Origin of the sequence: Pseudomonas sp. RL (assembly GCF_000647775.1) — a bacterium.
Lineage (GTDB): Bacteria > Pseudomonadota > Gammaproteobacteria > Pseudomonadales > Pseudomonadaceae > Serpens > Serpens flexibilis.
Map to the genome: position 1 here is coordinate 37500 of NZ_JBOY01000053.1, position 25976 is coordinate 63475.

The window sequence follows — 25976 nt, forward strand, 5'->3', positions numbered from 1 at the left end:
CGACCGCTCATCGGGCAGTCGGAGGGTGTGATACCGATCAATCCAGTCCGCGAATGTTCTCGGAATCGTACTGCGGCAGGCGCCAGCCGAAGCGGATGGCCAGCATGCGCAGCAGGAAACCCGACACCAGCGCCGCCAGCGAGGCAATCTGGATGTCGATGCCCAGCCACAGGAGGGACACGTAGAGCACGCCGGTGAACAGGGCCACGGTGGCGTACAGCTCGCGGCGCAGCACCATGGGCACCTCGTTGCACAGGATGTCGCGCAGCAGACCGCCGAAGATGCCGGTGATCACGCCGGCCAGCACCACGATGGAGGGGTGCGCCTCCATGCCCATGGCGACGTCGCAGCCGATCACGGTGAAGGCCACCAGGCCCAGGCCGTCGACAATCAGGAACAGCTTGCGCAGATGGTGCATCTGGCGGGCGATGAAGGCTGTGACGATGGCCGCGCCGATGGTGAAGGACAGGTACTCGGGGTGCGCGATCCAGCCCACTGGGTAGTGACCGAGCAGTACGTCGCGGGCGGTGCCGCCACCCAAGGCGGTGACCGTGCCCAGCAGGCTGATGCCGAACAGATCCATGCCGCGCCGCATGCCCATGATGGCCCCGGACATGGCTTCGGCGGTGATGGCGATCAGGTAGATGACGTACAGCAGGGTGAGGGTCACGACAGGCTCCGGAGCACGCGGATGTGAGGGGCGCGATTATCCGTGGGCCGCCGGGAAAATGAACATGGCTAAGGTTTTTTAGGGTATACAAACATTTTCTTAATCCGGGCGCTGTCATGCAGTTGGACCCTAGACAAACGCAGGCTTTCCGGGCCGTGATCGAATGCGGCAGCTTCGAGCAGGCGGCGGCGCGCCTGCACCTCACCTCGCCGGCCATTTCCCAGCGGGTGCGCGCCCTGGAAAGCACCCTGGGCACGCCGCTGGTGGTGCGCAGCCGGCCGTGCCGGCCCACCGAGCTGGGCCAGCGCCTGTTGCAGTACCTGCGCCGCGCCCAGCTGCTGGAGGCAGACCTGCTGGCCGAGCTGGCCGAGCAGAGCGACGCGCCGCTGGTGGTGGTCGCGGCGCTGAATGCCGACAGCCTGGGCACCTGGTTCTTCCCGGCGCTGGCCGAGGTGCTGATCCGCGAGCGGGTGCTGCTGGACCTGACCGTCGAGGACCAGGACTACACCTACAGCCTGCTGGAAAGCGGTCTGGCCATCGGCTGCATCAGCACCGAGCCCAAGCCGATGCGAGGCTGCACGGCGGCGCCGCTGGGCATCATGCGCTACCGGCTGGTGGCCAGCGAACCGTTCCGCCAGCGCTTCTTCCCCCACGGCCTGACGCGCGCCGCCGCACGCCGCGCGCCGGTTGTCGCCTACACCCGCAAGGACCGCCTGCAGTCCGCCTTCCTGCTGGAGCGTTTCGGCCTGCCGCCGGGCGCCTATCCGACCCATTACGTGCCGGGGGCCGAGCCGCACTACCAGGCCATCCGCTACGGCCTGGGCTACGGCATGGTGCCGGAGCTGCTGATCCGCGACGCGCTGGCCGGCGGCGAGGTGCTCGACCTGACTCCGGACGCGCCGCGCGATGTGGCGCTGTACTGGCACACCTGGAAGGTGCAATCGCCGCGCATGGAGCACCTGTCGCGGCAGATCGTCGAGGCCGCGCCGCGCCTGCTGATGCCCGTGACGTAGGGCGGCCGGCGCTGCGGATTGCGCCGATGCCGCGTCCGGCGGCCAAGGCGTTGCCGTGACCGTCCTAGGTGCCGTGGGAGCGAGTTCATTCGCGAGCGTGTGGCGTCAGCCCGCCGAAAAGCTCGCGGACGGGTCCGCTCCCACGGAAGCGGGATGGGACTGTTGGTGCCCGCGTGCCATCCACGCAAGCGCCGCCGGGTTATGCCTTGGCGCTATAACCTGTGATCGTTCTGCGATATAGGCCAGAGCGGTTTGCGGCTATCATAGGCGCCCTTTTTCCTGACCCTGCGATCGCGAAGTCATGTCCCAGCGCTATCCCACCATCGCCGAATGCATTGGCAACACGCCCCTGGTGCGCCTGCAGCGCATGCCCGGCGATACCAGCAACACCCTGCTGGTCAAGCTCGAAGGCAACAACCCGGCCGGTTCGGTGAAGGATCGACCGGCGCTGTCGATGATCACGCGGGCGGAGCTGCGCGGCGATATCCGTCCCGGCGATACCCTGATCGAAGCCACCTCCGGCAACACCGGCATCGCCCTGGCCATGGCCGCGGCGATCAAGGGCTACCGGATGATCCTGATCATGCCGGACAACTCCAGCGCCGAGCGCAAGGCGGCGATGACCGCCTATGGCGCCGAGCTGATCCTGGTCAGCAAGGAGCAAGGCATGGAAGGCGCCCGCGACCTGGCGCTGGCCATGCAGGCCCAGGGCAAGGGCAAGGTGCTCGACCAGTTCGCCAACGATGACAATCCCGAGGCGCATTACCAGACCACCGGCCCGGAGATCTGGCGGCAGACCGGCGGCACGGTGACGCATTTCGTCAGTTCCATGGGCACCACCGGCACCATCATGGGCGTGTCGCGCTATCTCAAGGAGCAGAACCCGGCCGTGCAGATCGTCGGTCTGCAACCCATGGAAGGCTCGGCGATTCCCGGCATCCGCCGCTGGCCGCAGGAGTACCTGCCCAAGGTGTTCGATGCCAGCCGCGTGGATCGCGTCGTCGACATGTCCCAGGCCGAAGCCGAGGACACCATGCGCCGTCTGGCCCGCGAAGAGGGCATCTTCTGCGGCGTGTCCTCCGGCGGCGCGGTAGCGGCGGCGCTGCGCCTGAGCTGCGAGGTCGAGAACGCGGTGATCGTGGCGATCATCTGCGACCGTGGCGATCGCTACCTGTCCACCGGAGTCTTCGACCCGGCGCGCTGAATCGCCGGGTTGCATCCGCTTCCCCCAGGAATCACACACATGGCCAAACGTGCACCGAGTCTGCGTTTCCAGACCGGTAACGGCACCCGTTCGGCGTCGCTGCCCACGGGCAAGAAACAACAGTTGCAGATCGAACGTCTGGCCCACGATGGCCGTGGCATCGGCTTTGTCGACGGGCGCAGCTGGTTCGTCGCCGGCGCGCTGCCCGGCGAGCGGGTCGAGGCGCGGGTGCTGGCCGCGCGCAGCCAGGTCGTCGAAGCACGCGCCGAGCGCATCCTTGACGCCGCGCCGGAGCGCCGCACGCCGCCCTGTCCCCATGCCGGCCAGTGTGGCGGCTGCACCCTGCAGCACCTGCCCCATGAGGCGCAGCTGGCACTGAAGGCGCGCACCCTCGAAGAGCAATTGCAGCGCATCGCCGGCCTGCAGCCCGAGGAATGGGCGGCGCCGTTGAGCGGTCCCGAATTCGGCTACCGGCGCCGCGCGCGCATCGCCGTGCGCTGGGATGCCAAGGCCCGGCGCCTGGAGGTGGGTTTCCGCGCCGCCGCCAGCCAGGCCATCGTCGCCATCGGCGACTGCCCGGTGCTGGTACAGCCCTTGCAACCGATTCTGCGTGCACTGCCGGAATTGCTGGGCAGCCTGTCCCGGCCGCAGGCCCTGGGCCATGTCGAGCTGTTCAGCGGCACCGCGCAGGCCGTGCTGGTGCGCCATACTGCGCCGCTGGATGCTACTGATCTCGCGCGCCTGCAAAGCTTCTGCGACAACCATGACGCGCAGCTGTGGCTGCACGGCGCGGGCGAGCCGCAGCCGGCCAGCGAAGGCGCGGCGCTGGGCTATGCACTGCCGGACTGGCAACTGGCCCTGGCCTACCGGCCGGGGGATTTCGTGCAGGTCAACGCCCCGGTGAACGAGGCGATGATCGCCCAGGCGCTGGACTGGCTGGCGCCGGGCAGCGATGAGCGGGTACTGGATCTGTTCTGCGGGCTGGGCAATTTCGCCCTGCCGCTGGCGCGCCGGGCAGGCGAGGTGGTGGGCGTCGAAGGTATAGCAGGCATGGTCGAGCGGGCGCGCGACAATGCCGCCGCCAACGGCCTGCACAACGTGCAGTTTCACCAGGCCGACCTGGCCCAGCCGTTGGCCGAGGCGCGCTGGGCGCGCGGTGGTTTTCCCGCCGTGTTGCTCGATCCGCCTCGCGATGGCGCGCTGGAGATGGTCCGTCAGCTGGAAACCCTGGGTGCGCGCCGCGTGCTCTATGTTTCCTGCAATCCGGCCACACTGGCCCGGGATGCAGCCGAATTGGCGACCAGGGGCTATCGGCTCAGGCGAGCCGGCATGCTCGACATGTTCCCGCAGACGGCGCATGTCGAAGCCATGGCCTTGTTTGTGCGCGACCCGGCCTGAGCCGGGCTGTCATGCGTTGATCGACCGACCCCGCGAGAGGGCGGCGTGATGTAGTTGCCGGCATGCGTGGCATGCCACAGGGGAAGCAGAAATGGTACAGGTCAGGGCACAGCAGCCGATCAACACCGACGGGAGCGTCAACCTCGACGCCTGGCTCGAGCACATGGCGACGCTCGACCCGGCGGTGGACCGCGAAGGGCTGCGCGCGGCGTGCGAGTTTGCCCGCGAGGCCGAGCTGCAGGCCAAGGAAGGTCAGCACCGCTGGGCCGAGAACGCGTCGAGCTTTCGCACCGGCCTGGAGATTGCCGAGATCCTCGCCGACCTCAAGCTCGACCAGGATTCGCTGGTCGCCGCGGTGATCTACCGCGCCGTCCGGGAAGGGCAGGTGCCGCTGGAGAAGGTCTCCGAGCGCTTCGGCCCGGTGGTGGCCAAGCTGATCGAAGGCGTGCTGCGCATGGCGGCCATCAGCGCCAGCGTGAACCCGCGCGATACCACGGTGTTCAACAGCCAGGTGCAGGTGGAGAACCTGCGCAAGATGCTGGTGGCCATGGTCGACGACGTGCGCGTGGCGCTGATCAAGCTGGCCGAGCGCACCTGCGCCATCCGCGCGGTGAAGAACGCCGACGAGGAAAAGCGCCACCGCGTGGCCCGCGAGGTGTTCGACATCTATGCGCCGCTGGCCCACCGCCTGGGCATCGGCCACATCAAGTGGGAGCTGGAAGACCTGTCCTTCCGCTACCTGGAGCCCGAGCAGTACAAGCAGATCGCCTCGCTGCTGCACGAGCGGCGCCTGGACCGCGAACAGTACATCGCCCGCGTCATGGACCAGCTGCGCGAGCGCCTGAACGCCACCGGCATCAAGGCCGACATCAGCGGGCGGGTGAAACACATCTATTCCATCTGGCGGAAGATGCAGAAGAAAGGCCTGCAGTTCAGCCAGATCTACGACGTGCGCGCGGTGCGCGTGCTGGTGCCGGAAATCCACGACTGCTACACCGCGCTGGGTATCGTGCACACCCTGTGGCGGCACATTCCCAAGGAGTTCGACGACTACATCGCCAACCCCAAGGAGAACGGCTACCGCTCGCTGCACACCGCGGTGATCGGCCCGGAAGGCAAGGTGCTGGAGGTGCAGATCCGTACCCACGCCATGCACGAGGAAGCCGAGCTGGGCGTGTGCGCCCACTGGCGCTACAAGGGCACCGACGTCAAGGCCACCTCCAGCCATTACGAGGAGAAGATCTCCTGGCTGCGTCAGGTGCTGGAATGGCACGAGGAGCTGGGCGACATCGGCGGCCTGGCCGAGCAGTTGCGCGTGGACTTCGAGCCGGACCGTGTCTACGTGTTCACCCCGGACGGCCACGCCGTCGACCTGCCCAAGGGCGCCACGCCGCTGGACTTCGCCTACCGGGTGCACACCGAGATCGGCCACAACTGCCGGGGCGCCAAGGTCAACGGGCGCATCGTGCCGCTCAACTACAGCCTGCAGACCGGTGAGCAGGTGGAGATCATCACCACCAAGCAGGGCGGGGCGCCCAGCCGTGACTGGCTGAACCCCAACCTGGGCTACATCACCACGTCGCGGGCGCGCGCCAAGATCATCCACTGGTTCAAGCAGCAGGCCCGCGAGCAGAACGTGATCGCCGGCAAGACGCTGCTGGAACGCGAGCTGGCGCGCCTGGACCTGGCCTCGGTGGACTACGACAAGCTGGTCGAGCGCACCAACCTCAAGTCGGTGGAGGACATGTTCGCCGCCCTCGGCGCCGGCGACCTGCGCCTGGCGCACCTGGTCAACCAGGCCCAGCAGCTGGTCGAGCCGGAGCGCGACTACGACCAGCTGGAGCTGATTCCGCGCCGCGCGCCCAGCCAGGTGGTTCGCCCCGGCGGACGTGGCGACATCCAGATCCAGGGCGTCGGCAACCTGCTCACCCAGATGGCCGGCTGCTGCCAGCCGCTGCCAGGCGACCCGATCGTCGGCTACATCACCCAGGGTCGTGGTGTGAGCATCCACCGCCAGGACTGCCCTTCGGTGCTGCAGCTGGAAGGTCGCGAACCGGAGCGCATCATTCAGGTCAGCTGGGGACCGGTGCCGGTCAAGACCTACCCGGCGGAGATCGTCATCCGCGCCTACGACCGTTCCGGCCTGCTGCGCGACGTGTCGCAGCTGCTGCTCAACGAAAAGATCAACGTGCTGGCGGTCAACACCCTCAGCAACAAGGAAGACAACACCGCGCTGATGTCGCTGACCATCGAGATTCCCGGCCTGGATGCCCTCGGCCGGCTGCTGGCGCGCTTGTCGCGCCTGCCCAACGTCATCGAGGCGAAGCGCCAGCGGGCGTCGTGACCGCCGAGGAATAGCCCATGTACCAGCTCGACGACCTGCTGCACCTGATGGCCCGCCTGCGCGATCCGCAGCGCGGCTGTCCGTGGGACCTGCAGCAGGACTTTCGCAGCATCGTGCCGCACACCCTGGAGGAAGCCTACGAAGTGGCCGACGCCATCGAGCGCGGTGACTTCGCGCACCTGCCGGGCGAGCTGGGCGACCTCTTGTTCCAGGTGGTCTACTACTGCCAGCTGGCCGGCGAGGAAGGGCGCTTCGGCTTTGCCGAGGTGGTGGATGCCATCACCCGCAAGCTGGTGCGCCGTCACCCCCATGTGTTTCCGGATGGCGACCTGTACGGTTCGCCGGACCTGCCGCGCCTCGACGAGGTGGCCATCAAGGAACGCTGGGAGCAGATCAAGGCCGAGGAGCGCGCCGAGAAGGCCGCCGCGCCGGAACAGCTGTCGCTGCTGGACGATGTGCCGACCGTGCTGCCGGCGCTGAGCCGCGCCGCCAAGCTGCAGAAGCGCGCCGCGCGGGTTGGCTTCGACTGGCCGGAAGCGCTGCCGATCCTCGACAAGCTGCGCGAGGAGCAGGACGAGCTGCTGGAAGCCATGAGTACCGGTGACGAAGCGGCACTGAAGGAAGAGTTGGGCGACCTGCTGTTCACCGTGGTCAACCTGGCCCGCCATCTGGACGTGAACCCCGAGGATGCCCTGCGTGCCGCGAACCAGAAGTTCGAGCGGCGCTTCCGTTTTATCGAGCAGGCCTTGCGGGAAGCCGGCCGGCCCATCGAGAATTGCCCCCTCGCCGAGCTGGATGCGCTCTGGGGCGAGGCCAAGAAGGCCGAGAAGGATGCTTCCTGCGGTTAGTCGCCCCTTTCACGAACCGATCAACGACGAGTCGAATCATGAGTCTTTCCCTTCGCGACCAGCTGCTCAAGGCCGGGCTGGTCAACGAAAAGCAGGCCAAGCAGGCCGTCAAGCAGAAGCAGAAACAGGAACGCCTGGAGAAAAAGGGCCAGGTGGAGAAGGACGATTCGCAGCGTCAGGCCGCCCTGCAGGCGTACGCCGAAAAGCAGGCGCGCGACCAGGAGCTGAACCGTCAGCAGCAACAGAAAGCCGAGCAGAAGGCGCGCACCGCGCAGATCAAGCAACTGATCGAAACCAGCCGCCTGCCCAAGCTGAAGACCGAGGACTACTACAACTTCGTCGATGGCAAGAAGGTCAAGCGCCTGGCGGTCAACGACGCCCTGCGTGACAAGCTGTCCCGCGGTTCGCTGGCGATCGTGCGTTACGAAGGCAGCTACGAACTGATTCCCCGCGACGCGGCGCTGAAGATCAAGGAGCGCGACCCGCAGCGCATCATCCTGCTCAACGAACCCAAGAGCCAGGACGTGGATCCGGACGATCCGTACGCCGCCTACCAGGTGCCCGACGACCTGATGTGGTAACGCGCGGCACGGCGCGCCCAGGGGCGCGCTTGGTGGATCGGTAGAGCGCGATCCACCCTACGTGGGTACGTGGGTACGTGGGTACGTGGGTACGTGGGTACGTGGGTACGTGGGGCGTAGGGTGGACAACGTTGTTTTTGTCCCCCATCGCGCCGGCACGGCGCGCCAACCAACCAGCGCTCACCGCCCCTTCACCGCCTCGCCGTTCACCTCGCCGCTCTTCAGCATGATCTGGTACTCCTTGCCGTCGTTCTCCCGCTGGTGCAGGCGCACCAGCAGGTAGTTCCAGCTCGGCGCGAACCAGAGGGTGGTCTGCCGGCGGCTCTGGCCCGGGTCGCGCACGCGCTCCACCTTCAGCGCGCGGATCAGCCCGGCGCGGGTGCGCACGTTCTCCTCGCCGAGCACGCGGAAGTCGTAGGTTTCCACCTCGGTCTCGTCCAGCACCTGATAGGTCATGCTGGTCTTGCCGCGTGCTACGTCCTGCTGCAGGGCCAGTTGATAGGTCGAGCGATCCAGCAGGCCGCGATGCAGGGGTACGCGGTAGGCCTTGCTCTTGCGCAGGCCGAGGATCTGCCGGGTGCTCCAGTCGAAGTCCTGCTCTACCGTCCGCGAGGAGCCCAGGCCGTTGCGTGAATACTGGTAGCTCACCGGCACCAGGGCGCCCTGTTCGATACGGAAACGGCTGCGTTCGGTAAGGCGCGCCACCAGCATGGCGGCCTCGAAGCGCAGTTCCCAGCTGCCATCGCGCAGCTGGGCCAGGCTGCGTTCGGCGGTGCCGGCGAACGGCGCGTTCTTGAAATCGGCGGTATAGCTGGCGGAGAAGGGTTGCAGCTCGAAGGCCTGCGCAGGCGGCACAAGCAGGGTGACGAACAACAGCAGGGTGCGAACCATCGGCATCTCCCAGGATAGGTTCCGGCCGCCATCGGCCGGAACGCACCTCAGGAGCGGATCAGCCTGCCGGTCGGGAGCAATGACTCGCCATCCAGCATTGCCCCATCGCCTTCCAGTCGCAAGCGACCTTCCGCGAACCAGCGCACAGCGAGCGGATAGATGCGGTGTTCCAGGCCATGGACCCGCTGTGCCAGGCTTTCCGGCGTGTCGCCCGGCAACACCGCGGTAGAGGCCTGTACGACCAGCGCACCGCCGTCGAGTTCCTCGGTGACGAAATGCACGCTGCAGCCATGCTCGGCATCGCCGGCGTCCAGCGCCCGCCTGTGGGTGTCCAGTCCCTTGTACTTGGGCAGCAGCGAGGGATGGATGTTGAACATGCGGCCATGGTAATGGCGCACGAACGCGGGGGTGAGGATGCGCATGAAGCCGGCCAGCACCACCAGGTCGGGGGTGTAGGCGTCGATGGCTTCCTGCAGGGCGGCGTCGAAGGCCTCGCGGCTGGCGAAGGCCTTGTGGTCCAGCACCTGGGTGGGAATGCCGGCGTTGGCGGCGCGCACCAGGCCGTAGGCATCCGCGCGGTTGGAAATCACCGCGCGGATGCGCGCCGGGGTATCCCCGGCGGCCAGGTCGTCGATCAGCGCCTGCAGGTTGCTGCCGCTGCCGGAAATCAGCACCACGACATTGCAGGGTGTGCTCATCAGTGCTGCTTCAGGTTGTTCAGGACGACGCGCGGGGCGTTCTCGGCGGCGCTGTCGATACGGCCGATCACGAAGGGCTGTTCACCGCTGGCCTTCAGGTTGGCCAGGGCGGCATCGACCTGGTCCTGGGCCACGCAGATCACCATGCCCACGCCGCAGTTCAGCACGCGGTGCATTTCCACCTCGTCCACGTTGCCCTGCTGCTGCAGCCAGTCGAACACCACCGGACGGGTCCAGCTGGCCACGTCGATGACCGCCTGGGTGCCTTCCGGCAGCACGCGCGGGATGTTTTCCAGCAGGCCGCCGCCGGTGATGTGCGCCATGGCCTTCACCGCGCCGGTGTCCTTGATCAGCTTGAGCAGCGGCTTCACATAGATGCGGGTCGGGGCCATCAGCAGGTCGGCCAGCGGCTTGCCGTCCAGCTGGATCTGTTCGATGTCGGCACCGGCCACCTCGATGATCTTGCGGATCAGCGAGTAACCGTTGGAGTGCGGGCCGGAGGAGGGCAGGGCGATCAGCGCGTCGCCGGCCTGCACCTTGGAACCGTCGATGATCTCGGACTTCTCCACCACGCCGACGCAGAAGCCGGCCAGGTCGTAGTCCTCGCCCTCGTACATGCCGGGCATCTCGGCGGTTTCACCGCCGACCAGCGAGCAGCCGGCCAGTTCGCAACCGGCGCCGATGCCGGTGACCACGGTGGCGGCCACGTCCACGTTGAGCTTGCCGGTGGCGTAGTAGTCGAGGAAGAACAGCGGCTCGGCGCCGCACACCACCAGGTCGTTGACGCACATGGCGACCAGGTCCTGGCCGATGCTGTCGTGCCTGCTCAGGTTCAGGGCCAGGCGCAGCTTGGTGCCCACGCCGTCGGTGCCGGACACCAGTACCGGCTGTTTGTAGCCGGCCGGGATTTCGCACAGGGCGCCGAAGCCACCCAGGCCGCCCATCACTTCAGGACGAGCGGTGCGTTTGGCCACGCCCTTGATGCGTTCGACCAGCGCTTCGCCTGCGTCGATGTCGACACCGGCGTCCTTGTAGCTAATGGAGGGTTGCTTGCTCATAAAATCCGGGCCTTCTGGGGGAGAGTGCGGGGGAGGCGACCGGCCATCGGGGGCGGTCCGGGAAGGCGCGCGATTTTAGCAGGCTTGCCGGGCAGCGACTATCCTGTGCCGTCGCGGTTGCCGCTGGTCGAGCGGCTGTTTAAGGTATGGAACTTTTCCAGCTCATGGCCACTGGCCTTCTCGGGGAACCCCACATGCGTGTCATCGCCCGTCTGCTTGCCCTGTGCAGCCTGTCCCTGCTGAGTCTGAACGCACTTGCCGCGCCGGTTCCCGGCCTCTACCAGGTGCGCGAAACCGTGGGCAGCCAGCATGCCGCCGAGCGCTTGCTGGTCCTGCAACAAGCCCTGGACACCCTGGTGCTGCGCCTGACCGGCGACCCGGAAGCCAGCCTGCGCCCGGAACTGCTGGCGCTGCGCGAAGCGCCCCAGCGCCTGGTCAGCCGCTATGTGTACGACGGCAATACCCTGGTGGTGGACTTCGATCCCGCCACGACCGGCGCGGCGCTGCGCGAGGCCGGCCTGTCGCTGTGGGGGGCGGATCGTCCCGAGCTGCTGGTCTGGTGGATGACCGAAACCCCCGACGGTGCGCAACTGGTCGGTGATGCCCAGGACAGCGCCTCCCTGTTGCAGAAGGCCGCCCAGCACCGTGGCCTGCCGCTGCGCCTGCCGCTGGCCGACCTGACCGAACAGATGCTGATCACCCCCAATGTCCTGATGGCCCGCGACGCCCAGGAGCTGCGCAAGGTATCCGTGCGCTACGGCGTGGACGCCCTGCTGGCCGTGCAGGCCAAGCCGGCCCGGGGGAACTGGCAGGGCCACTGGCAGGTGTGGATGGGCAAGGACCTGCTGCAGGGCGAGGCCACCGGCAACAGCCTGGCCGCGCTCAGCGATGCGGTGATGCTCGCCGTCCAGCAGACCCTGGCGCCGCGTTTCGTGGTGCGTCCCGAGGCGGGCGCGGCGGTGACCCTGGTGGTCGATCACGCCGATCTGCTGCGCTATGCGGAGCTGGAACGCCTGCTCGAACCCTTCCATCCGCGCCTGCGCAAGGTCGAGGGCGCGCGCCTGACCTACCGCCTGCAGGCCAGCCCCGACCAGTTGCGTGCCCAGCTCGCTCTGCTGCGCCTGCGCGAAGTGCCGCCGCCGGTACGCCTGGCCAGCGATCCGGCACAGCCTGGCGCTGCACTGGCCCAGGCGTATAGCGACAACGCCCTCTACTTCCAATAGGGCCGGCTCCGGCTAAGTATTTGATTTTCTTTGATCTGCCCGCGCATTGTGTGGGCCGTCGCCGCAGCGATACACTGGCCGCGTTTTTTCGACCGAGTGCCTTGCTGCAGCGGCCTGCATGAAACCAGTCCAGCTTCCCCTGGGTGTGCGTCTGCGAGATGACGCCACCTTCGCCAACTACTACCCCGGCGCGAATGCGGCGGCCCTCGGCTATGTCGAGCGTCTGTGCGACGCCGACGCCGGTTGGGCGGAGAGCCTCATCTACCTGTGGGGTAACGACGGTGTCGGGCGCAGCCACCTGCTGCAGGCCGCCTGCCTGCGCTTCGAGCAGCATGGCGAACCGGCCCTCTACCTGCCGCTGGGCGAAGTGGTGACGCTGGGCCCGGAACTGCTGGACAACCTTGAACAGTACGAACTGGTCTGCCTCGACGACCTGGACGCCATCGCCGGCCGGGCCGACTGGGAAGAAGCCCTGTTCCACCTGTTCAACCGCCTGCGCGACGCTGGCCGACGCCTGCTGCTGGCCGCCAGTGCCTCGCCGCGCGAACTGGGCATCCAGCTGCCCGACCTGCAGTCGCGCCTGTCCCTGTCGCTGGTGTTCCAGCTGCAGGAACTCTCCGACGAAGACAAGCTGCGCGCCCTGCAACTGCGCGCCTCGCGCCGCGGCCTGCACCTCACCGACGAGGTCGGCCGCTTCATCCTTACCCGTGGCGCGCGCAGCATGAGCGCCCTGTTCGACCTCCTCGAACAACTCGACCAGGCCTCCCTGCAGGCCCAGCGCAAGCTGACCATCCCGTTCCTCAAGGAAACCCTCGGCTGGTAAACAGCCCCTAAGCCCCAGCTCCCTCCTTCCCTCCCTGTGGGAGCGAACTCGTTCGCGAGCTCTAGCCTCGGCGCCCACCCAGCCACAAGCCATCACTCCAGTCCTTGGCTCTACTGGCACATCGCCTTATGCTGCCCAACAAATCGGCGCATCTGCGCCTGCCCACGAGAACGGAATCTCCATTGTCAGGGGAGGGCGGTAGCGTGCCTGCCCACTCAGCCCAGCGGACTGCGCACTCCGGCAAAACCCTGCCCCAGCACATGGGTGTAGATCTGCGTGGTGCGCACATCGGCGTGGCCCAGCAGGGTCTGCACCGTACGGATATCGCTGCCGCGCAACAGCAGCTCGGTCGCGAAGGTATGGCGGAAGGTGTGGCAACTGGCCGGTTTGCGTACCGAGGAACGGCGCACCGCCAGCTTCACGGCCTTCTGCACCGAGGATTCATGGATATGGTGCCGCACGGTCGTGCCGGTCGCGTCCTGGCACAGGTTTGCGGACGGAAAGAACCACTGCCATTCGAACGCGCGCGGCGCGCCGGGATACTTTCGCGCCAGGGCAAAGGGCAGGCTGACGCCCGCCTGATAGAAGAGATCGCCACGCTGCCACGCCTTCAACATCCGCTGCTTGCGCTCCGCAAGCGGTTCGATCAGCGAGGCCGGGAGCAAGGTTGTGCGGTCCTTGGCCCCCTTGCCGTCGCGAACGGTGATGATCTGCCGATCAAAATCCACATCCTTGATGCGCAGGCGCGTGGCCTCCACCACGCGAAGCCCGGCGCCGTACATCAAGGAGGCCAGCAGGCGATGTGGCTGGACCAGCAGACCGATGATTTCCGTGGCCTCCGCATGGGTCAGCACCGGAGGAAGCCGCGCAGGCCGTTTGACGCGCACCACCTCGCCAATCTCACCGAGCGGCTGCAGCAGCACCTTTGCATACAGGAACACCAGCGCATTCAGCGCCAGGTTCTGCGTCGCCGCCGCCACCTGACGGTGCGTGGCCAGCCAGCTGAGAAAGGCATTGACCTCCAGCGTGCCCATCTCGCACGGATGGCGCATGCGGTGGAAACGGATGAAATAACGAATCCAGTACCAGTAGGTGCGCTCCGTGCGAATGCTGTAGTGGTGCAGGCGCATCACCGCCTCGAACTGATCGCGAAGACGGGGTTGGGGAGCAGGGCTGTCCATGTCGGCTCCAGATGGTTATGGCTGTATGTCTGTACAGTGGTTTAGGCGAGGGTTAGACGGCAGTCAAGCGAATACGGGGTAGTGGGGAAGAGCGAAGGCAACTGATTGATTTAAAAGGGGATCGTCCTTTTGCGGGAGGATCGAATGTGGAGTTATACCGAATCCACTGTTATTCGTTAGCATGGATTCCATCTAATCACTGTTAGTGCTTTTTGGTGCACCGAGTTAATCATAATCAAGGGCTGAGAAATGGAAGAAGCTAAAGTCACTTTTTATAAGATAGAGAAGTGCGGACTATATGAGTACGGGGCAGACGATCCTAGGCTCGGAGGGGTGCTCGAGTTTTTAACTCAACTTAAAGTTTGGGTAAAGAAAAATGATAAGCCTTTAGATGAAACCTGCACATATGCAATAGAAGAAAGTGAAGACGTGGATCGGACTTTCTGCTATGACTTAGTTGCAAATGGCGTGACAGGTGATTTTCTTCTGACAACTTGGAATGAAACGCCTTCTTATGAAGGAAAAGTGGCGGCAGTTCAAGCAAAATCCAAAGTCGGCAGCGCTAAAGTTGAGTTTACGAAGCTTCCAAAGGGTAGCATACCTGGTTATGCAACTTACTTTTGGTTTATACCATCAAAAAATGTGTTTGCGACAATACGGTTCCAGCATAGACTGAATGGCAAGAAAAATCTCGACAAGTATTTCAAGGAGTTCATCTCTAAGTTTTCTGATTATGTTGTTCTCGCTGATGACGGCGAAGCTGATTTTAATGTCGCCGGTTACTCGGAAAAAGATGGCGACGAACCTCTAAATCTTCATGCGCAATTTAAAACATCAATAGTCAGAAAGCCTGGACAGATCGATTATATTCTTGAACAGAAAAACCAGATCAGGAAAATAACGAGGCATAACAGGCTGTCGCCAAAGATAGCTGAGAGTCAAGAGTTGTGGCAAAAGGCTTTGCTTAATCTTGGTCTTAAGAAACAGAGGAACCTTAACTCAGAAGTAAATTTTTCTTATGAATTCTCATTTACGCCATCAGAGCCTGAGCTTGAGGAAATGATTGCCGAGTGGGAGAAAAGCCATGACTCTAAATGGGACGATATCGGGTTTACACTTAAGGGAGAGCAGGTTCCTCGATGGCTGAGCAATTCTCTAGCGAGAGATCAATTTGAGTTGGATGTAAAGAGAATTGATGAAGAGATCGTAGATGCTAAAAGTATCTTGGAACAACTCACTGAAAAAAGGGACTTAATTCTAGGTCTGCTCAAATAGAAGGAGCCGGAATGAACAAGAATATTAGGCTACTATTTGTTGTTGCAGCAGCGTGTATCATCATATCTTCTGTGTTCTTTGGTGGGAAAATTTCTTTCAATGAGCAAATGCCAATTTATGATGGATTAAGAAGCACATCAGCTATTATCTTTGCAGTGATGGGGGCATGGATTGCTTTGTTGTATCCAGGAAAACTATCACAGGCTTTTGGCCAGAAGCCATACAAAGAAAAAGCAAATGAGATTGACCAAATAAATAGACTTTTCCGCCCCATGATTTATTCGACCGTTATTTTGATGGTCGTAATTGGTGTGTCATTTGCTGTGCCTTTAGCGAAACAAATCACCTATCTTCATCCCCATAAAGAGATTTTCCGCGCGGTAAGTTTTGGAGCAATTGCATTCCTTACTCTTCTCCAGTTTTGGTCAATCATATTGACTCTCGTTCCGGGGGACACAATAAAGGATGATCTCGATGATATAAAATCTCGGGAAGAAATGCTTGAAAGAATGAAACCAGGCAGAAAAAAGCACTAACAAAGCATTGCAGCGGACAAGCCGCTGAATGCGGCGTTAGACGTGTCCGGTCCTGTTCGTTTTCATCGGAATGCCGCGGAGCCCTGAGGGTTCGGCACAGTTTCCTACCTCGTCGCCGGAGAGCTTTGTCCGGCCGGTAGCTTCGTTCGAGGCGCGGCCGCATCAGGTGCTGTCGAGGTCATGCTCATCCGCAATTGCGGCAATCGCTTCCGCGGCTGCTAATCTTTCTGGGCAATAGCTTCGTTGGGTGCGCCTGTGCTCATCACGTCGCGGTGCGCTTAGCGAGGCTGGCAATAAGAACAAGAAGGGCGGTGGCTTCGTTCGCGTGTGGCGGGACCGGCCACCGTTCTAACAAGTAGCTGGAGGCGTAAGGCTGCCCGCCTTCATTGTGCAGCCATCCCATGAGACAAGGAGAGCAAAATGGCGAGACTGACACTGAAGACCGAGCAATCAAGCATTTCGGTCGAAATTGGTACAGAGCAGCATCGAGAAGGTGCACACATTCACATCTACGCCGGTGGCAACGACTACCGTACCGGACAATCGGTGTATGAAGCGGATAAGGGGTTTGTAATCTTAGAAGCAATCCCCCGCGTGATCAGCCAGTGGGGCAACTCAAGTTGGTCAACATCGCTCACCGGCCGTGATTCGAATGTTGAGAAAATTGAGAAGATCAGTCTGTACTTCGAAGAGCTAATGAAGGCGGCGAAGGAAAAAGGGGACGAGAAGAACGAGCAAATGGCTCAGTGGGTTCAGAAGCAGATTCTCGACTATTACTTCAAGTATTCGTCCACCAATGCTAGGTTTGAAGTTTCTGTTGCTTGCAAATCGGAAGAAATTCGCATTCCGCTTCCTTGGCCGCTCAACCCCAAGATTGATACAAAGACCGCGAATCTTGAAATGGCATTTACTTTCCGGGTTCTAAAGCTGATTACGCCAGAAGAGATGGCCATGGTTCGTGATTTTATGGCCGCCGCAATTGGTAAAGGTTTGGTCGTTGATTACGAATATGCCTAACAAGTAGTTCAACGCGGACGCGCACTGCTGCGCAGTGCGCGCCGGTTAACATCCGCGTTAGGGGTCATGGAGGCAGATCACGGCGAGTCGTTTAAGGAGCTGTGCGCTCATTACGGCGCGGCAATGTACTTTGCCCAAGTTCTTGAGCACGGAATTGCCAACGCGCTTCTGTTTCTCGACCTCATCCCGAGAACTTCCGCTAAATACAGCCCTGAGCAGTTCGACGCTTTCTATGAGGACCAGTTCGAGAAGACGCTCGGCAATCTGATTCGCACACTCAAGTCTGTCACAACCGTTCCGAAAGACTTGGAAGATGCGCTACAAGAGAGCAAAGACCGTCGGGCTCACGTAGCCCACCATTTCTTTCGGGAGGCCGCAGACGACATCTACCTCAAGAACTACCAAAAGCGCATCGACGAGCTTGAGGGACATCGTGCATTCTTCCAAGCTACGGATGAGTTGCTTGAGGCGTTCGTGTGGCCAGTAATGCAGAGTTACGGCTACACCGAAGCAACCATGGAGAGGGCCATGAAAGAGTACGGAAAGTATCTCGAGCATGACCCCTAACAATGCGTTCAAGCCGAAGCCGCTTCGTTCCACTAACCACATGGCAGATAAAGCTTGCCATGTGGTTGGCTCCACTACGCGTCTCGGCTTAACTTAGGTGTTAGAAGCCATAGCAATGAATGAAGTCGTCATCAAATCAGCAGATACAGTCGCACAGCTAGTGCTATCAAACATCGAGGGCGACTATTTTACTGTGGCATACAAACGTAATGATATCTTCCTTTCTAGGCGTGTCTGGGGCTACACCGACTGCGACTTATTAGTTGATCTATTTGCGTACATGGCCAAAGAGTGGAAAGGTTGGAGCGGCGAAATAGAATGGGCATCAATTGAGCAAGAGTTCTCAATTACATGCACATCAGACCAGAAAGGCCACATAGTGATTAAGCTAAAAATCTCCCAGTACGAAGGAGCAGAACCTTGGGATGCTCAAGTAACCTTGAATTTAGAAAGTGGACTGATGGAAGACGCCTCAAAAAATGTTAAGGCATTTTTCCAAGGGTGAATGGCTTCTAACTAGTGGTTCAAGTCGTTCGCTTCGCTCACTGGGACAGTCAAACGCTGCGCGCTTGCCTGCCCTTTAACCTAAGCGTTAGCTTAGGCTTGTATCCGCCATGAAGAATTGGATAGCCAATACAAAACTTAATACTCTATTAGACGGCGGCTCTCGTGATTTAGATGGCGAGCAAGTCAGGCGGCTTCTAATAGAGTACTGCGAAAGATATCAAGAAATTTATCCTTTTGAGATTTTAGAAAAGCCACTTGCATATTTGACCCAGCACACAAGCTCAGAAATAAGCTATGAGATAGCCCATGCAGAACTAAGCATTGCAGCTGCAGAGTATTGCTTCAGTCTTAACGAAATTTCCGAAGCCCTTCTTGAGTTAATTAACACAAGGCATCTTACTGTGGCACAGGCAAAGAAAGTCATTAACCATATTTTCGAGGCATACTCTTGCAATGAAAGCCCTGAAGAGTTCATAGAAAGAGAAGACGCATATTTATGCGAAAAGCTATCTTCCATCACCGGCTAACAACTGGTTCAAACCGTTCGCTTCGCTCACTGGGACGGGCTAAAGCACGCCCCTTAACCAAACGTTGAGGCTGTAGAAAAACCTGCTACCAGCCACTTCACCCACGGATACCCTCGCATACCAATCGCAGGGGGCGCAGGAATGACGCCTCGGGCACCGTTGAGCTGGATTCCTGTGAAAAGCCCCTTGTGCCACTGTCTCACCATTACCACTGTCCCACCCACTACCGTTTGACTATCGACAAAGCACGACGATGAAGGAATCTGACTGGAAGCTGTTCCAAACGCTGAAACCCACCCTGCTCAACCGACTGTGTGAGCGAGCTCTTCAAGAGTGTGTTCAGGCGATGGCTGACGAGACGCTGTCGGCACATGAGCGGTTTCTCAAGGTTTTTTACCTGATCAATGAAAGAAACGAGGATGTCGCGGTCTGTTTCGACGATCCCCGGCGCTCGAACCTGTTCTTCAAACTGGTCGAGCTTAAGGTGCGCGACTTACTTGAGCCGCATGAGCTGGCTCGGTTCAGTGAAGAGGCGCAAGCGCTGCTGAACCCCCGGCCGGGCCGATAGCCATGAACGATGCCTCCCTGCTCCAGATTCTCAAAGCCCGTTTCGACAAGCACCCGCAGCGCCACGCGGCCATCGGCTGGTCCGAGGTTCAGGCGAGGCTGGAACGGGCCCCGGAGGCGCTTGCTGCCCTGCGCGCCATGGAGGAGACGGGTGGCGAGCCGGATGTGATCGGGCGCGATGGCGATGCCGGTCAGATTCTCTTTTGCGACTGCTGCGCTGAAAGCCCGCCTGGCCGCCGCAGCCTCTGTTACGACCAGGCCGCCCTTGACGCTCGCAAGGCCAACAAGCCGCAGGGCAGCGCGCTTGAAATGGCCTCTGCCATGGGCGTCAGCCTGCTGACCGAAGCGCAATACCGGGCGCTCCAGGAACTCGGCGAGTTCGATCTGAAAACCTCCAGCTGGATAGCGACGCCGGCGGAGGTGCGTGCGCTCGGCGGGGCGCTCTTCGCAGACCGCCGCTACGGCCGGACCTTTGTCTACCACAATGGCGCGCAGTCGTATTACGCCGCTCGGGGCTTTCGCGCTGTGCTGCGGGTTTGAGCCGTTCGTGCCGGTACTTCTGGTTGGAATCCGCTTCGCCTGAGGGCGCCATGTTCCGGTTGACCCCGACCCCGCTGGAATGGTTGCCTGCGCAGCATTGCAACCGCTGTTGGAGAACGTCATGTGGGATGAACGCTACGCCGCCGAGGAATACGCCTATGGCACGGAGCCCAATCAGTTTCTGGCCGAGCACTTTCATGCGCTGCCCAAGGGTCGGGTGCTCAGCCTGGCCGAGGGCGAGGGACGCAACGCGGTGTTCCTGGCGCGTCAGGGCTATGCCGTGACTGCGGTGGATGGCTCGGCGGTCGGCCTGCGCAAGGCCGAGAAGCTCGCCCGGGAGCACGGCGTCGAGATCGAGCTGGTGCATGCCGACCTGCTCGACTACGAGATCGGCGAGAACTGCTGGGACGGCATCGTCTCCATCTTCTGCCCGCTGCCGGCCGGCCCGCGTGCGGCGCTGCATCGCAAGGTGGTGGCCGGGCTCAAGCCTGGCGGCGTGTTCCTGCTGGAAGCCTACACGCCCGAGCAGCTCCGTTATGGCACCGGGGGCGGCCCGTCGCCGGAAACCAAGACCACCCGCGCGTCGCTGATCGAGGATCTGCGCGGACTGACCTTCACCCATCTGGCCGAAGTCGAGCGCGAGGTGGTGGAAGGCAGCTACCACACCGGCCTGGGCGCGGTGGTGCAAGCCATCGCGGTGAAGGATTAATGCAATGTTGCCCCGCAATGGCGAGCAGCTGCCGGTCGACGGCAGCATCGTCTCGGCCAGCATCACGGGCGAATCGGTGCCCCCGCCGACAGCCTGGGTGAGCGGCGAGGGGCTGGCCTCCTGAGTAGGCGACGCCGAGTGAAAAGGCCATGAGGCGGCTGCAGGGGACAGGCCATGCTGGGTTGTTTCGGGCGTCCTGGGAATGACGGCCCTGGCGACGTGCCACTGCCTTGGCGGCAGTGGCACATGGCCTTATGCTTCCCCGGTCCGCCAGCTTCCGGGCTGGTACCGATGTAGTCGACAGTGAGTTGATCGGAATGGCTTTGCTGAAAACGGCGGTATTCATTGCGTCCCGCTTCCAGGAATTCGCTGAACTGCGTGATCACCTCAGGCGCAAGATCGCCGATTATCCGGTGGTGGATTTCGCCCCCGTGGATCTCAACGATGGCAGCGTCAGCCATCGACCTCCGCTGGAAAAGTGCCTGGGCTTCGTGCGCCGCTCGGAGTTCATGATCCTGCTGGTGGGCGACACCTATGGTTCGCTGGCGCCGGGCTTCGAGAAGTCCTTTACGCACCTGGAGTACGAGGAGGCCACCCGTGAGGGCGCCAGTACGCGCGTGCTCGTGTTCATGATTGGCGAATCCTACCGGGAAGGGCGCATTCTCCACAGCGAGGACCCCACCTTTGCCGCCTGGCAGGGACAACTGGAAGCGCGCCATACGCTGGGCTATCTGCCGCCGGAGTTGTCGGCCGAGGAAAAGGCCGACCGCATCTTCGATCAGCTACTGGCGGCCCTCTACGAGATGCGCTTCGGCGCCTTGAGCGTCGATATCGATGATCGGGTGCAGGCGGAGCTGTTCGAGGCGGTTTCCGAGGATGCCCTAGACGACTCCGAAGTGACCGTGCTCGAGCGGCGGGACGCGCAGTTGCGCGGTGTCGATCTGGAGGATGCGGACGAATATGCCGGGAATCCGATGGCGGCCCTGTTGCAGCCCGCCGCCGTCGCCGCCCGGGAGCAACTCCAGGAGGCTTCGCGGGCCATCGAGCTGCGGGATTACGGGGTGGCGGTTACCCATTTGCGCCGCGCAGTCGACTTCAAGCCGTTGGATATGCGTTCCAACTACTGGCTGGCGCAGTTGTATATCTCGCTGGGGCGCAAGGACAAACTGGCGGAAGCCGAGGAGCTGGCTGATCGCGCGGCGCGCATCGCCGCCCACGATGACCTGAGGGTGCGCGCGGCGGCGGCCTACATGCTGGCGGCCCGGGCCGCGCTTGGCGCCGACCGGCGCGAGGAAGGGCTCCGTTACGCGACCCAGGCCGTGGAGGAGGCGCCCTGGTTCGCGCGCGCCCATGTCGAACTGGCGCGCCAGCAGGTGGCGTCGGGGCTGATCGAGCAGGCCGTTGAGTCCATCCGCACCGCCTACCGCTCCCACTCCGGAAGCCTCAAGGAGGTTTACGGCGATCCAGCGTTTCGCAGCATTCGCGGGCGCATCAACGCGCTGGTCGGCGAACTCAAGGCGCGGTTGCGCGGCACGGTCGAGAAATTGCGCGAGAGCAGCCGGGAAATGGCCGGCCTGTATGGCGAACGGGTTCAATTCGCCGCGCTGGACGAGTTTTCCCTGCCGCGCCTGGTCGAGGAGGGGCGCCGGGAAATCCGCGAGCAGCATCGCCGGGTGTGCGAGGCCCTGGCGACCAAGGCGGCCGCAGAGCAGGCGTTGGGCGATGCCGATCTGGGGCACTTGCCCATTTCCGCAGAGGCGTTTCGCTTCAATCGCGAGCCGGATGCGATCCACATCATTTGCTGGCACAAGCGCATAGGTGATGCCATTTATCCGGAAGACGTGGTTTTCACCTTCCGATTCAACAATTCCAGCAAGGCGCTTCCCTTTGTCTGGAGGCGCGGCCCGATCCGCCTCTACCGTGCGCTTGAGGATGATGTCCAGGTCACTACGGACGCGCCCTGGCTGTTCGATCACGTGCCGGTGCATGTGCAGATTCCGGAAAGAACCCCGGGACAGCTGCTGCGCGAGGCGCGTGGCCAGGCGATGGCGGAACTCAACAGCGCGCGCGAACGGCGGGCGCTGTGCCAGGCCGAGATCGACGCGAATGGGCCGCTGGGGCCTTTCATTCTGGGTGGCGTCGGGCTTGTCGTGCTGGTCTGCGGGCTGGCGGCGCTCGCCGTGGGCCAACCCTGGGGCTGGGTGGGCCTGGCGGGTATGTTGCTGCTGATCAAGATGTTCCAGTTGCGCAGACACCGCGCAGCCCTGCTTGCCCGGCTGGACGGGATCGTCCAGGCGGAAAGCCGGGCCGAGCAGGACGATCAGCAGCTTTGCGCGCGACTGCGCGAGTTGGAGGAGAACGCCGCCCGGGCCGCCAACTCCGCCAGCACGGCGCTACGCCTGTTCGAGCGCCGTGCGCTGAGCCAGCGGGCGACGCTGGTGCCGTTCAAGACGCTCGTGGGGGCGCAACCTGGCGGACTGATCCGCGTCCAGCGCGAGACGCTGTCGCGCGGCACCACCGAGCAGGGCCGCGCGATACGGGTGGTCGATGGCTTGTTGGGTCTGGACGCGATGTCCGGCGACAACGGCCGTGACTGGCACCTGTTCCGTGTGCAGGAAATGAATGAGCGTGAAGTGCTGCTGTCGCGGCAGGCTGCCTATCGCCGTGGCTGATTCGATGTGGAATGAGTGCGCATGTTGTCCTTTTTTTATTCGCGGTATCTGAAACTCATGGCGGCGCTGGATCGCCCGTTCGGCCAGGGCGGTCACGCCGAGGGTCGTGGGCACGCCCACACGCCGCCCGTTTCGGAGCAGGCCTTCGAGGCGGCGGACGCCCTGGCTTCCCGTCTGGGGAATCGCTATCGGGGCATCGGGGTTTCCGTCGGGCTGCTCAGCATTCTGATCATCTTTTCCGCCGTGGCGCCGCCTGCGCTGGGGCTGGCGGGTCGCCTCGAACTGGTGCTCGGCATCCTCAAGGTGCTGAGCATGGCGATCATGCTGGCCCTGGTGGTGTATGGCGCCCGCACCGGCCTGCGCAAGCGCTGGATCATGGCGCGTCGGCAGGCGGAATCCCTGCGTTACCAGATGCTGGCCGAGCGAATCCAGCATCTGAGGACGTTGCTCGCCGAGCAAGCGCCAGAGGCCGACCGGCAGCGCGAGGCCGGTGAGTTGAAGGCGTTGATTCGCACGCACCTGGGCACGGGTACCGAGCATTGTCAGATCGGCTACAACCGCAGGAAGGCGTGGCAGTACGCGGCCGTGGAGCGGATGGGCGATCGGCTGGGCTGGATCGGGTTCGTACTGGCGCTGGGGGCGGCGGTTGCCCACCTGTTCTGGCATGCCAGTTGGATGCTGTTGCTCACCGTATTCGTGCCCGCCCTCATCGGCGCCATACATGGCATCAACGGCTTTCTGAAACTTGAGGATCTGGCCGAGGACCATCTATCCATGGCCTCCCGGCTGTCGCAGGTCGCCGAGGAACTGGAGCGGGTGTCCGCCGACGAGCCTTCCCGGCTAGTCGAACTGGCGGAGCTTGCCTATCAATTGCTGACCGACCGGGATGTCCACTGGGCGGAAATCGCGAATCGGCTGGGGCTGAAAATAGCGTAAGGCGATACGCCATGATCTTTCTTCACTACACCGGGCATCTGCTGCGGGGACGAGATGACCCGCGCTGGCAACTGCCGCGCACTCAGCTGGAACAGCGGGTGGCGGATTTCCTCGTCAAACACGGGGTGGGTCGCGCGTATGGCTCCCTGGCCTGCGGCGCGGATCTGCTGGTGGTGGAGCAGGCGCTGCTGCGGGGGATCGAGGTGGTGGCGTTCGTGCCCTATGGCATCGAGCGTTTCGAAGCGCTCTCCGTGCGCATGGGTGGCGAGGAGGAGGTCGCTCGCTACCGGCGCGTACTGCAACGGCTGCCGGAGATGCGCCTGCTGCCCTTGGCCGAATCCGGCGAGACAGCGTTTCGCCTGACCAGCGAGCGGGCCATGCGCGCGGCCCGAGAGGATGCTCTGGGGCGAGGTGCCGGAGTGCTCCAACTGGCCCTGTGGGATGGCTGCCCCGGCGTGCAGGGAACGGCGGGGGATGTGGCGGCCTGGATGGCGGCCGGCGGTCGAACCCGGATACTGAAACTGCCCGAGGGTGTGCTGGACGATACCGGGGCGCAGCCGGCGCGTCTTGATGACGAGCGCATCGCTTCGTACCTACTCGGCGAGGAAGTGCAGCGGGCATGGCGAGCCGCCGGGTTGAAATTGCGGGAGGCAGCGGTGTTCCATGCCGCCCGGCTGCTGGAGGGCGTCTTTCGCACGGCCAGCAAGCGCCTGGGGCTGGGCATCAGGACGCAGGAAATCCATGCCTGCATCGAGGCGCTGGCGGGTGCGCGTCGCCTGGATGAACCCACGCGGATTGCGGCGCACGCCTTGCGCCGGGCCGGCAACGACGTGCGGCATGTGCAGCGCTCGCTGGGCGGAGAAGAGCACTGGGTCGCGCTGGCTTTCGCCCGCCTGGTGGTGCGCTGGTACGCGAGCCGCTTCAGCGGCGGCATGCGGCTGGCAGATGCCGATCTGGACCTGCCGGCCACGCCCTACGATCCGCTGATCCAGCGCCTGCTGCATGCCTCGACGGAAAGAGACATGCGAGACATCCTCCCGGAGCTGCACGCCGGCCTGAAGCTGGCTCCCATGCTGGCCAACGTGGTGATCGAGAAGGCCATCGATCTGCGATTGTGGGGCGATGCGGAAAAGCTGATTCGCGTTGCGGAGCGCCTGGAATCGCGCAATCGCCGCACGCTGGAACTGAAGGCTCTGTTGCAAAGCCGCCGGGGCCATCCCGAGCGTGCAATCGAGCTGCTTGGCAACCTGAAGATTCAACCATTCGACAGCGAGCTGCCGGGCATCCTGGCCGGCGCGTATAAACGGGTCTGGCTGCAGCGGGGTAACGCCCTGCACCTGCACAAGGCGACCGACCTCTACATGCGCGCCTGGCGCTCCAGTCAGGCGCCCTATGTGGGCATCAACGCGGCGGCCTGCCAGAGTTGGAGCGGCAATGCGGTGGAGGCTCGGGATATCGCCCGGCAGGTGATCCAGGTAGTCACTCAGCAGGCGCGCCATTGGCCGGAAGACGACAGCGATTACCTGAACTGGGATTTCTATAGCCTGTCCACCATGACGGAAGCCCTCTGGCTGAGTGGCGATCTTGAAGGCGCGCAGGAGTGGGAACGCCATGCGCTGGCCAGGGGTGGCGAGCAGGGTGCGCCGGTTGAGGTGTTCATTGAGCAAATGGCGCTGCATCGCCGACATGAGCGCTGATCAGGCAAAGCTCACGACCCACTGGAGCAGAGATGAACTTCGACAAGCTTTTTGAAGCGTTCGAGTACGGCAGCTTCGGTGCGCCGGACGAGATAAAGACCTATGTCGACAAGGAGACGGGGGCGTATTACCTCGTCGCTGCGCACGGTGATCAGCTTGACGATCTTCCGGATGACCTGGGGTCGTACAAGTACCTGATCCTGCCGGGCCCGAACGAGCTGGACCTGGGGCGCAGCCTGGTCCTGCGCTTCGCTGAGCGTTTTCTGCCAGATGACTACGGCGACGTCCAGGACATGTTCCGCAGGAAGGGCGCCTATTCGGCATTCAAGGATCGACTTGCTCGCAAGGGCATGCTCGACCAATGGTATGAGTACGAAGCCCAGGCGCAGCGGCAGGCGCTGCGCGAGTGGTGCGAGGAGCTGGGCATCGATCTCGAGGGCTGATGGCGGCGGCTCTGGGGCCGGGTAGCATGGCCGGCATGACCGTTGTCCGCA

Annotated in this window: 26 protein-coding genes; 21 read left to right on the top strand and 5 right to left on the bottom strand. The window is 63.0% G+C overall.

Annotation, left to right across the window (positions count from 1 at the left end; all coding sequences use genetic code 11):
- Window positions 1–37 precede the first annotated feature (37 nt).
- Window positions 38–670, bottom strand: a complete 633-nt coding sequence (locus AS93_RS0109595) for a trimeric intracellular cation channel family protein (RefSeq protein WP_037008862.1) — start codon at window positions 668–670, stop codon at window positions 38–40.
- A 116-nt stretch (window positions 671–786) separates the two neighbouring features.
- Between AS93_RS0109595 and argP the strand changes: the two genes are divergently transcribed.
- The 6 genes from argP (at window position 787) to AS93_RS0109625 (ending at window position 8058) form a co-directional block, all read left to right on the top strand.
- A complete protein-coding gene (argP, locus tag AS93_RS0109600) occupies window positions 787–1683 on the top strand; it encodes an HTH-type transcriptional regulator ArgP (protein ID WP_027590412.1) in 897 nt (298 codons plus the stop codon).
- Between the two features lie 301 nt (window positions 1684–1984).
- Window positions 1985–2887 carry a cysteine synthase CysM gene (gene cysM, locus AS93_RS0109605; protein WP_027590413.1) on the top strand — a complete coding sequence of 301 codons (903 nt, stop codon included), beginning with the start codon at window positions 1985–1987 and terminating at the stop codon, window positions 2885–2887.
- 39 nt (window positions 2888–2926) lie between these two features.
- Window positions 2927–4285: a 23S rRNA (uracil(1939)-C(5))-methyltransferase RlmD gene (gene rlmD / locus AS93_RS0109610; RefSeq protein WP_027590414.1), complete on the top strand. Its 1359-nt coding sequence runs from the start codon at window positions 2927–2929 to the stop codon at window positions 4283–4285.
- Between the two features lie 91 nt (window positions 4286–4376).
- A complete protein-coding gene (gene relA / locus AS93_RS0109615) occupies window positions 4377–6629 on the top strand; it encodes a GTP diphosphokinase (RefSeq protein WP_027590415.1) in 2253 nt (750 codons plus the stop codon).
- Window positions 6630–6646: 17 nt separating this feature from the next.
- Window positions 6647–7477 (top strand): nucleoside triphosphate pyrophosphohydrolase, encoded by an 831-nt coding sequence (gene mazG, locus AS93_RS0109620; RefSeq protein ID WP_027590416.1) that lies wholly within the window; start codon window positions 6647–6649, stop codon window positions 7475–7477.
- Window positions 7478–7515: 38 nt separating this feature from the next.
- Window positions 7516–8058, top strand: coding sequence for a DUF2058 domain-containing protein (locus AS93_RS0109625; RefSeq protein WP_027590417.1), 543 nt, complete (start codon window positions 7516–7518; stop codon window positions 8056–8058).
- Between the two features lie 180 nt (window positions 8059–8238).
- On the opposite strand, the gene AS93_RS0109630 is transcribed toward AS93_RS0109625, so the two are convergent.
- Genes AS93_RS0109630 through purM form a run of 3 tightly spaced genes read right to left on the bottom strand, consistent with a single transcriptional unit; the run spans window position 8239 to window position 10705 of the window.
- Window positions 8239–8949, bottom strand: coding sequence for a DUF3108 domain-containing protein (locus AS93_RS0109630; RefSeq protein WP_027590418.1), 711 nt, complete (start codon window positions 8947–8949; stop codon window positions 8239–8241).
- Window positions 8950–8996: 47 nt separating this feature from the next.
- Window positions 8997–9647, bottom strand: coding sequence for a phosphoribosylglycinamide formyltransferase (gene purN / locus AS93_RS0109635; protein WP_027590419.1), 651 nt, complete (start codon window positions 9645–9647; stop codon window positions 8997–8999).
- Entirely contained in the window at window positions 9647–10705 is a 1059-nt protein-coding gene (purM, locus tag AS93_RS0109640; RefSeq protein WP_027590420.1) for a phosphoribosylformylglycinamidine cyclo-ligase, read from the bottom strand. Before purM ends, purN begins: the two co-directional genes overlap by 1 nt.
- Before the next feature lie 194 nt (window positions 10706–10899).
- Between purM and AS93_RS0109645 the strand changes: the two genes are divergently transcribed.
- On the top strand, window positions 10900–11928 hold the full coding sequence (locus tag AS93_RS0109645; protein ID WP_027590421.1) for a DUF2066 domain-containing protein: 1029 nt from the start codon (window positions 10900–10902) through the stop codon (window positions 11926–11928).
- A 118-nt stretch (window positions 11929–12046) separates the two neighbouring features.
- Window positions 12047–12751, top strand: a complete 705-nt coding sequence (hda, locus tag AS93_RS0109650; protein ID WP_027590422.1) for a DnaA regulatory inactivator Hda — start codon at window positions 12047–12049, stop codon at window positions 12749–12751.
- Window positions 12752–12966: 215 nt separating this feature from the next.
- On the opposite strand, the gene AS93_RS0109655 is transcribed toward hda, so the two are convergent.
- Window positions 12967–13932, bottom strand: coding sequence for an integron integrase (locus AS93_RS0109655; RefSeq protein ID WP_027590423.1), 966 nt, complete (start codon window positions 13930–13932; stop codon window positions 12967–12969).
- 249 nt (window positions 13933–14181) lie between these two features.
- On the opposite strand from AS93_RS0109655, the gene AS93_RS20605 reads away from it, so the two are divergent.
- From AS93_RS20605 to AS93_RS19115, 13 genes are all read left to right on the top strand, one after another.
- Window positions 14182–15207, top strand: coding sequence for a hypothetical protein (locus tag AS93_RS20605; RefSeq protein WP_155956133.1), 1026 nt, complete (start codon window positions 14182–14184; stop codon window positions 15205–15207).
- Window positions 15208–15218: 11 nt separating this feature from the next.
- On the top strand, window positions 15219–15743 hold the full coding sequence (locus tag AS93_RS20610; RefSeq protein ID WP_155956134.1) for a hypothetical protein: 525 nt from the start codon (window positions 15219–15221) through the stop codon (window positions 15741–15743).
- A gap of 420 nt (window positions 15744–16163) precedes the next feature.
- Entirely contained in the window at window positions 16164–16760 is a 597-nt protein-coding gene (locus tag AS93_RS0109660; RefSeq protein WP_027590424.1) for a hypothetical protein, read from the top strand.
- Between the two features lie 66 nt (window positions 16761–16826).
- Window positions 16827–17327: a hypothetical protein gene (locus AS93_RS0109665; RefSeq protein WP_155956135.1), complete on the top strand. Its 501-nt coding sequence runs from the start codon at window positions 16827–16829 to the stop codon at window positions 17325–17327.
- Between the two features lie 115 nt (window positions 17328–17442).
- Window positions 17443–17832: a DUF6228 family protein gene (locus AS93_RS20615; protein WP_155956136.1), complete on the top strand. Its 390-nt coding sequence runs from the start codon at window positions 17443–17445 to the stop codon at window positions 17830–17832.
- A 109-nt stretch (window positions 17833–17941) separates the two neighbouring features.
- Window positions 17942–18361 carry a hypothetical protein gene (locus AS93_RS20620; protein ID WP_155956137.1) on the top strand — a complete coding sequence of 140 codons (420 nt, stop codon included), beginning with the start codon at window positions 17942–17944 and terminating at the stop codon, window positions 18359–18361.
- A gap of 253 nt (window positions 18362–18614) precedes the next feature.
- Window positions 18615–18929 carry a hypothetical protein gene (locus AS93_RS19110; protein ID WP_037008865.1) on the top strand — a complete coding sequence of 105 codons (315 nt, stop codon included), beginning with the start codon at window positions 18615–18617 and terminating at the stop codon, window positions 18927–18929.
- 2 nt (window positions 18930–18931) lie between these two features.
- Window positions 18932–19468: a DUF4256 domain-containing protein gene (locus AS93_RS0109675; RefSeq protein WP_051587427.1), complete on the top strand. Its 537-nt coding sequence runs from the start codon at window positions 18932–18934 to the stop codon at window positions 19466–19468.
- A gap of 121 nt (window positions 19469–19589) precedes the next feature.
- Window positions 19590–20177, top strand: a complete 588-nt coding sequence (locus AS93_RS0109680; RefSeq protein ID WP_027590427.1) for a class I SAM-dependent methyltransferase — start codon at window positions 19590–19592, stop codon at window positions 20175–20177.
- 317 nt (window positions 20178–20494) lie between these two features.
- Entirely contained in the window at window positions 20495–22849 is a 2355-nt protein-coding gene (locus AS93_RS0109690; RefSeq protein WP_027590428.1) for a DUF4062 domain-containing protein, read from the top strand.
- A gap of 57 nt (window positions 22850–22906) precedes the next feature.
- Complete coding sequence (locus AS93_RS0109695; RefSeq protein WP_155956138.1) at window positions 22907–23785, top strand: hypothetical protein; 879 nt, start codon at window positions 22907–22909, stop codon at window positions 23783–23785.
- Window positions 23786–23796: 11 nt separating this feature from the next.
- On the top strand, window positions 23797–25482 hold the full coding sequence (locus AS93_RS0109700; protein ID WP_027590430.1) for a tetratricopeptide repeat-containing protein: 1686 nt from the start codon (window positions 23797–23799) through the stop codon (window positions 25480–25482).
- Between the two features lie 32 nt (window positions 25483–25514).
- Complete coding sequence (locus AS93_RS19115; protein ID WP_037008868.1) at window positions 25515–25925, top strand: hypothetical protein; 411 nt, start codon at window positions 25515–25517, stop codon at window positions 25923–25925.
- Window positions 25926–25976 lie beyond the last annotated feature (51 nt).

Excerpts from the sequence above, each read along its gene's own strand:
- AS93_RS0109660 (WP_027590424.1), top strand. The coding sequence starts at position 16,164 with ATGGCGAGACTGACACTGAAGACCGAGCAATCAAGCATTTCGGTCGAA.
- AS93_RS19115 (WP_037008868.1), top strand. The coding sequence starts at position 25,515 with ATGAACTTCGACAAGCTTTTTGAAGCGTTCGAGTACGGCAGCTTCGGT.
- AS93_RS0109665 (WP_155956135.1), top strand. The coding sequence starts at position 16,827 with ATGGAGGCAGATCACGGCGAGTCGTTTAAGGAGCTGTGCGCTCATTAC.
- mazG (WP_027590416.1), top strand. The coding sequence starts at position 6,647 with ATGTACCAGCTCGACGACCTGCTGCACCTGATGGCCCGCCTGCGCGAT.
- AS93_RS0109680 (WP_027590427.1), top strand. The coding sequence starts at position 19,590 with ATGTGGGATGAACGCTACGCCGCCGAGGAATACGCCTATGGCACGGAG.
- AS93_RS0109690 (WP_027590428.1), top strand. The coding sequence starts at position 20,495 with ATGGCTTTGCTGAAAACGGCGGTATTCATTGCGTCCCGCTTCCAGGAA.
- AS93_RS0109700 (WP_027590430.1), top strand. The coding sequence starts at position 23,797 with ATGATCTTTCTTCACTACACCGGGCATCTGCTGCGGGGACGAGATGAC.
- AS93_RS0109630 (WP_027590418.1), bottom strand. The coding sequence starts at position 8,949 with ATGGTTCGCACCCTGCTGTTGTTCGTCACCCTGCTTGTGCCGCCTGCG.
- AS93_RS0109625 (WP_027590417.1), top strand. The coding sequence starts at position 7,516 with ATGAGTCTTTCCCTTCGCGACCAGCTGCTCAAGGCCGGGCTGGTCAAC.
- rlmD (WP_027590414.1), top strand. The coding sequence starts at position 2,927 with ATGGCCAAACGTGCACCGAGTCTGCGTTTCCAGACCGGTAACGGCACC.
- purM (WP_027590420.1), bottom strand. The coding sequence starts at position 10,705 with ATGAGCAAGCAACCCTCCATTAGCTACAAGGACGCCGGTGTCGACATC.
- AS93_RS0109675 (WP_051587427.1), top strand. The coding sequence starts at position 18,932 with ATGAACGATGCCTCCCTGCTCCAGATTCTCAAAGCCCGTTTCGACAAG.
- AS93_RS19110 (WP_037008865.1), top strand. The coding sequence starts at position 18,615 with ATGAAGGAATCTGACTGGAAGCTGTTCCAAACGCTGAAACCCACCCTG.
- AS93_RS20610 (WP_155956134.1), top strand. The coding sequence starts at position 15,219 with ATGAACAAGAATATTAGGCTACTATTTGTTGTTGCAGCAGCGTGTATC.
- AS93_RS0109655 (WP_027590423.1), bottom strand. The coding sequence starts at position 13,932 with ATGGACAGCCCTGCTCCCCAACCCCGTCTTCGCGATCAGTTCGAGGCG.
- relA (WP_027590415.1), top strand. The coding sequence starts at position 4,377 with ATGGTACAGGTCAGGGCACAGCAGCCGATCAACACCGACGGGAGCGTC.
- hda (WP_027590422.1), top strand. The coding sequence starts at position 12,047 with ATGAAACCAGTCCAGCTTCCCCTGGGTGTGCGTCTGCGAGATGACGCC.
- AS93_RS20620 (WP_155956137.1), top strand. The coding sequence starts at position 17,942 with ATGAAGAATTGGATAGCCAATACAAAACTTAATACTCTATTAGACGGC.
- AS93_RS0109695 (WP_155956138.1), top strand. The coding sequence starts at position 22,907 with ATGGCGGCGCTGGATCGCCCGTTCGGCCAGGGCGGTCACGCCGAGGGT.
- cysM (WP_027590413.1), top strand. The coding sequence starts at position 1,985 with ATGTCCCAGCGCTATCCCACCATCGCCGAATGCATTGGCAACACGCCC.
- argP (WP_027590412.1), top strand. The coding sequence starts at position 787 with ATGCAGTTGGACCCTAGACAAACGCAGGCTTTCCGGGCCGTGATCGAA.
- AS93_RS20615 (WP_155956136.1), top strand. The coding sequence starts at position 17,443 with ATGAATGAAGTCGTCATCAAATCAGCAGATACAGTCGCACAGCTAGTG.
- AS93_RS20605 (WP_155956133.1), top strand. The coding sequence starts at position 14,182 with ATGGAAGAAGCTAAAGTCACTTTTTATAAGATAGAGAAGTGCGGACTA.
- purN (WP_027590419.1), bottom strand. The coding sequence starts at position 9,647 with ATGAGCACACCCTGCAATGTCGTGGTGCTGATTTCCGGCAGCGGCAGC.
- AS93_RS0109645 (WP_027590421.1), top strand. The coding sequence starts at position 10,900 with ATGCGTGTCATCGCCCGTCTGCTTGCCCTGTGCAGCCTGTCCCTGCTG.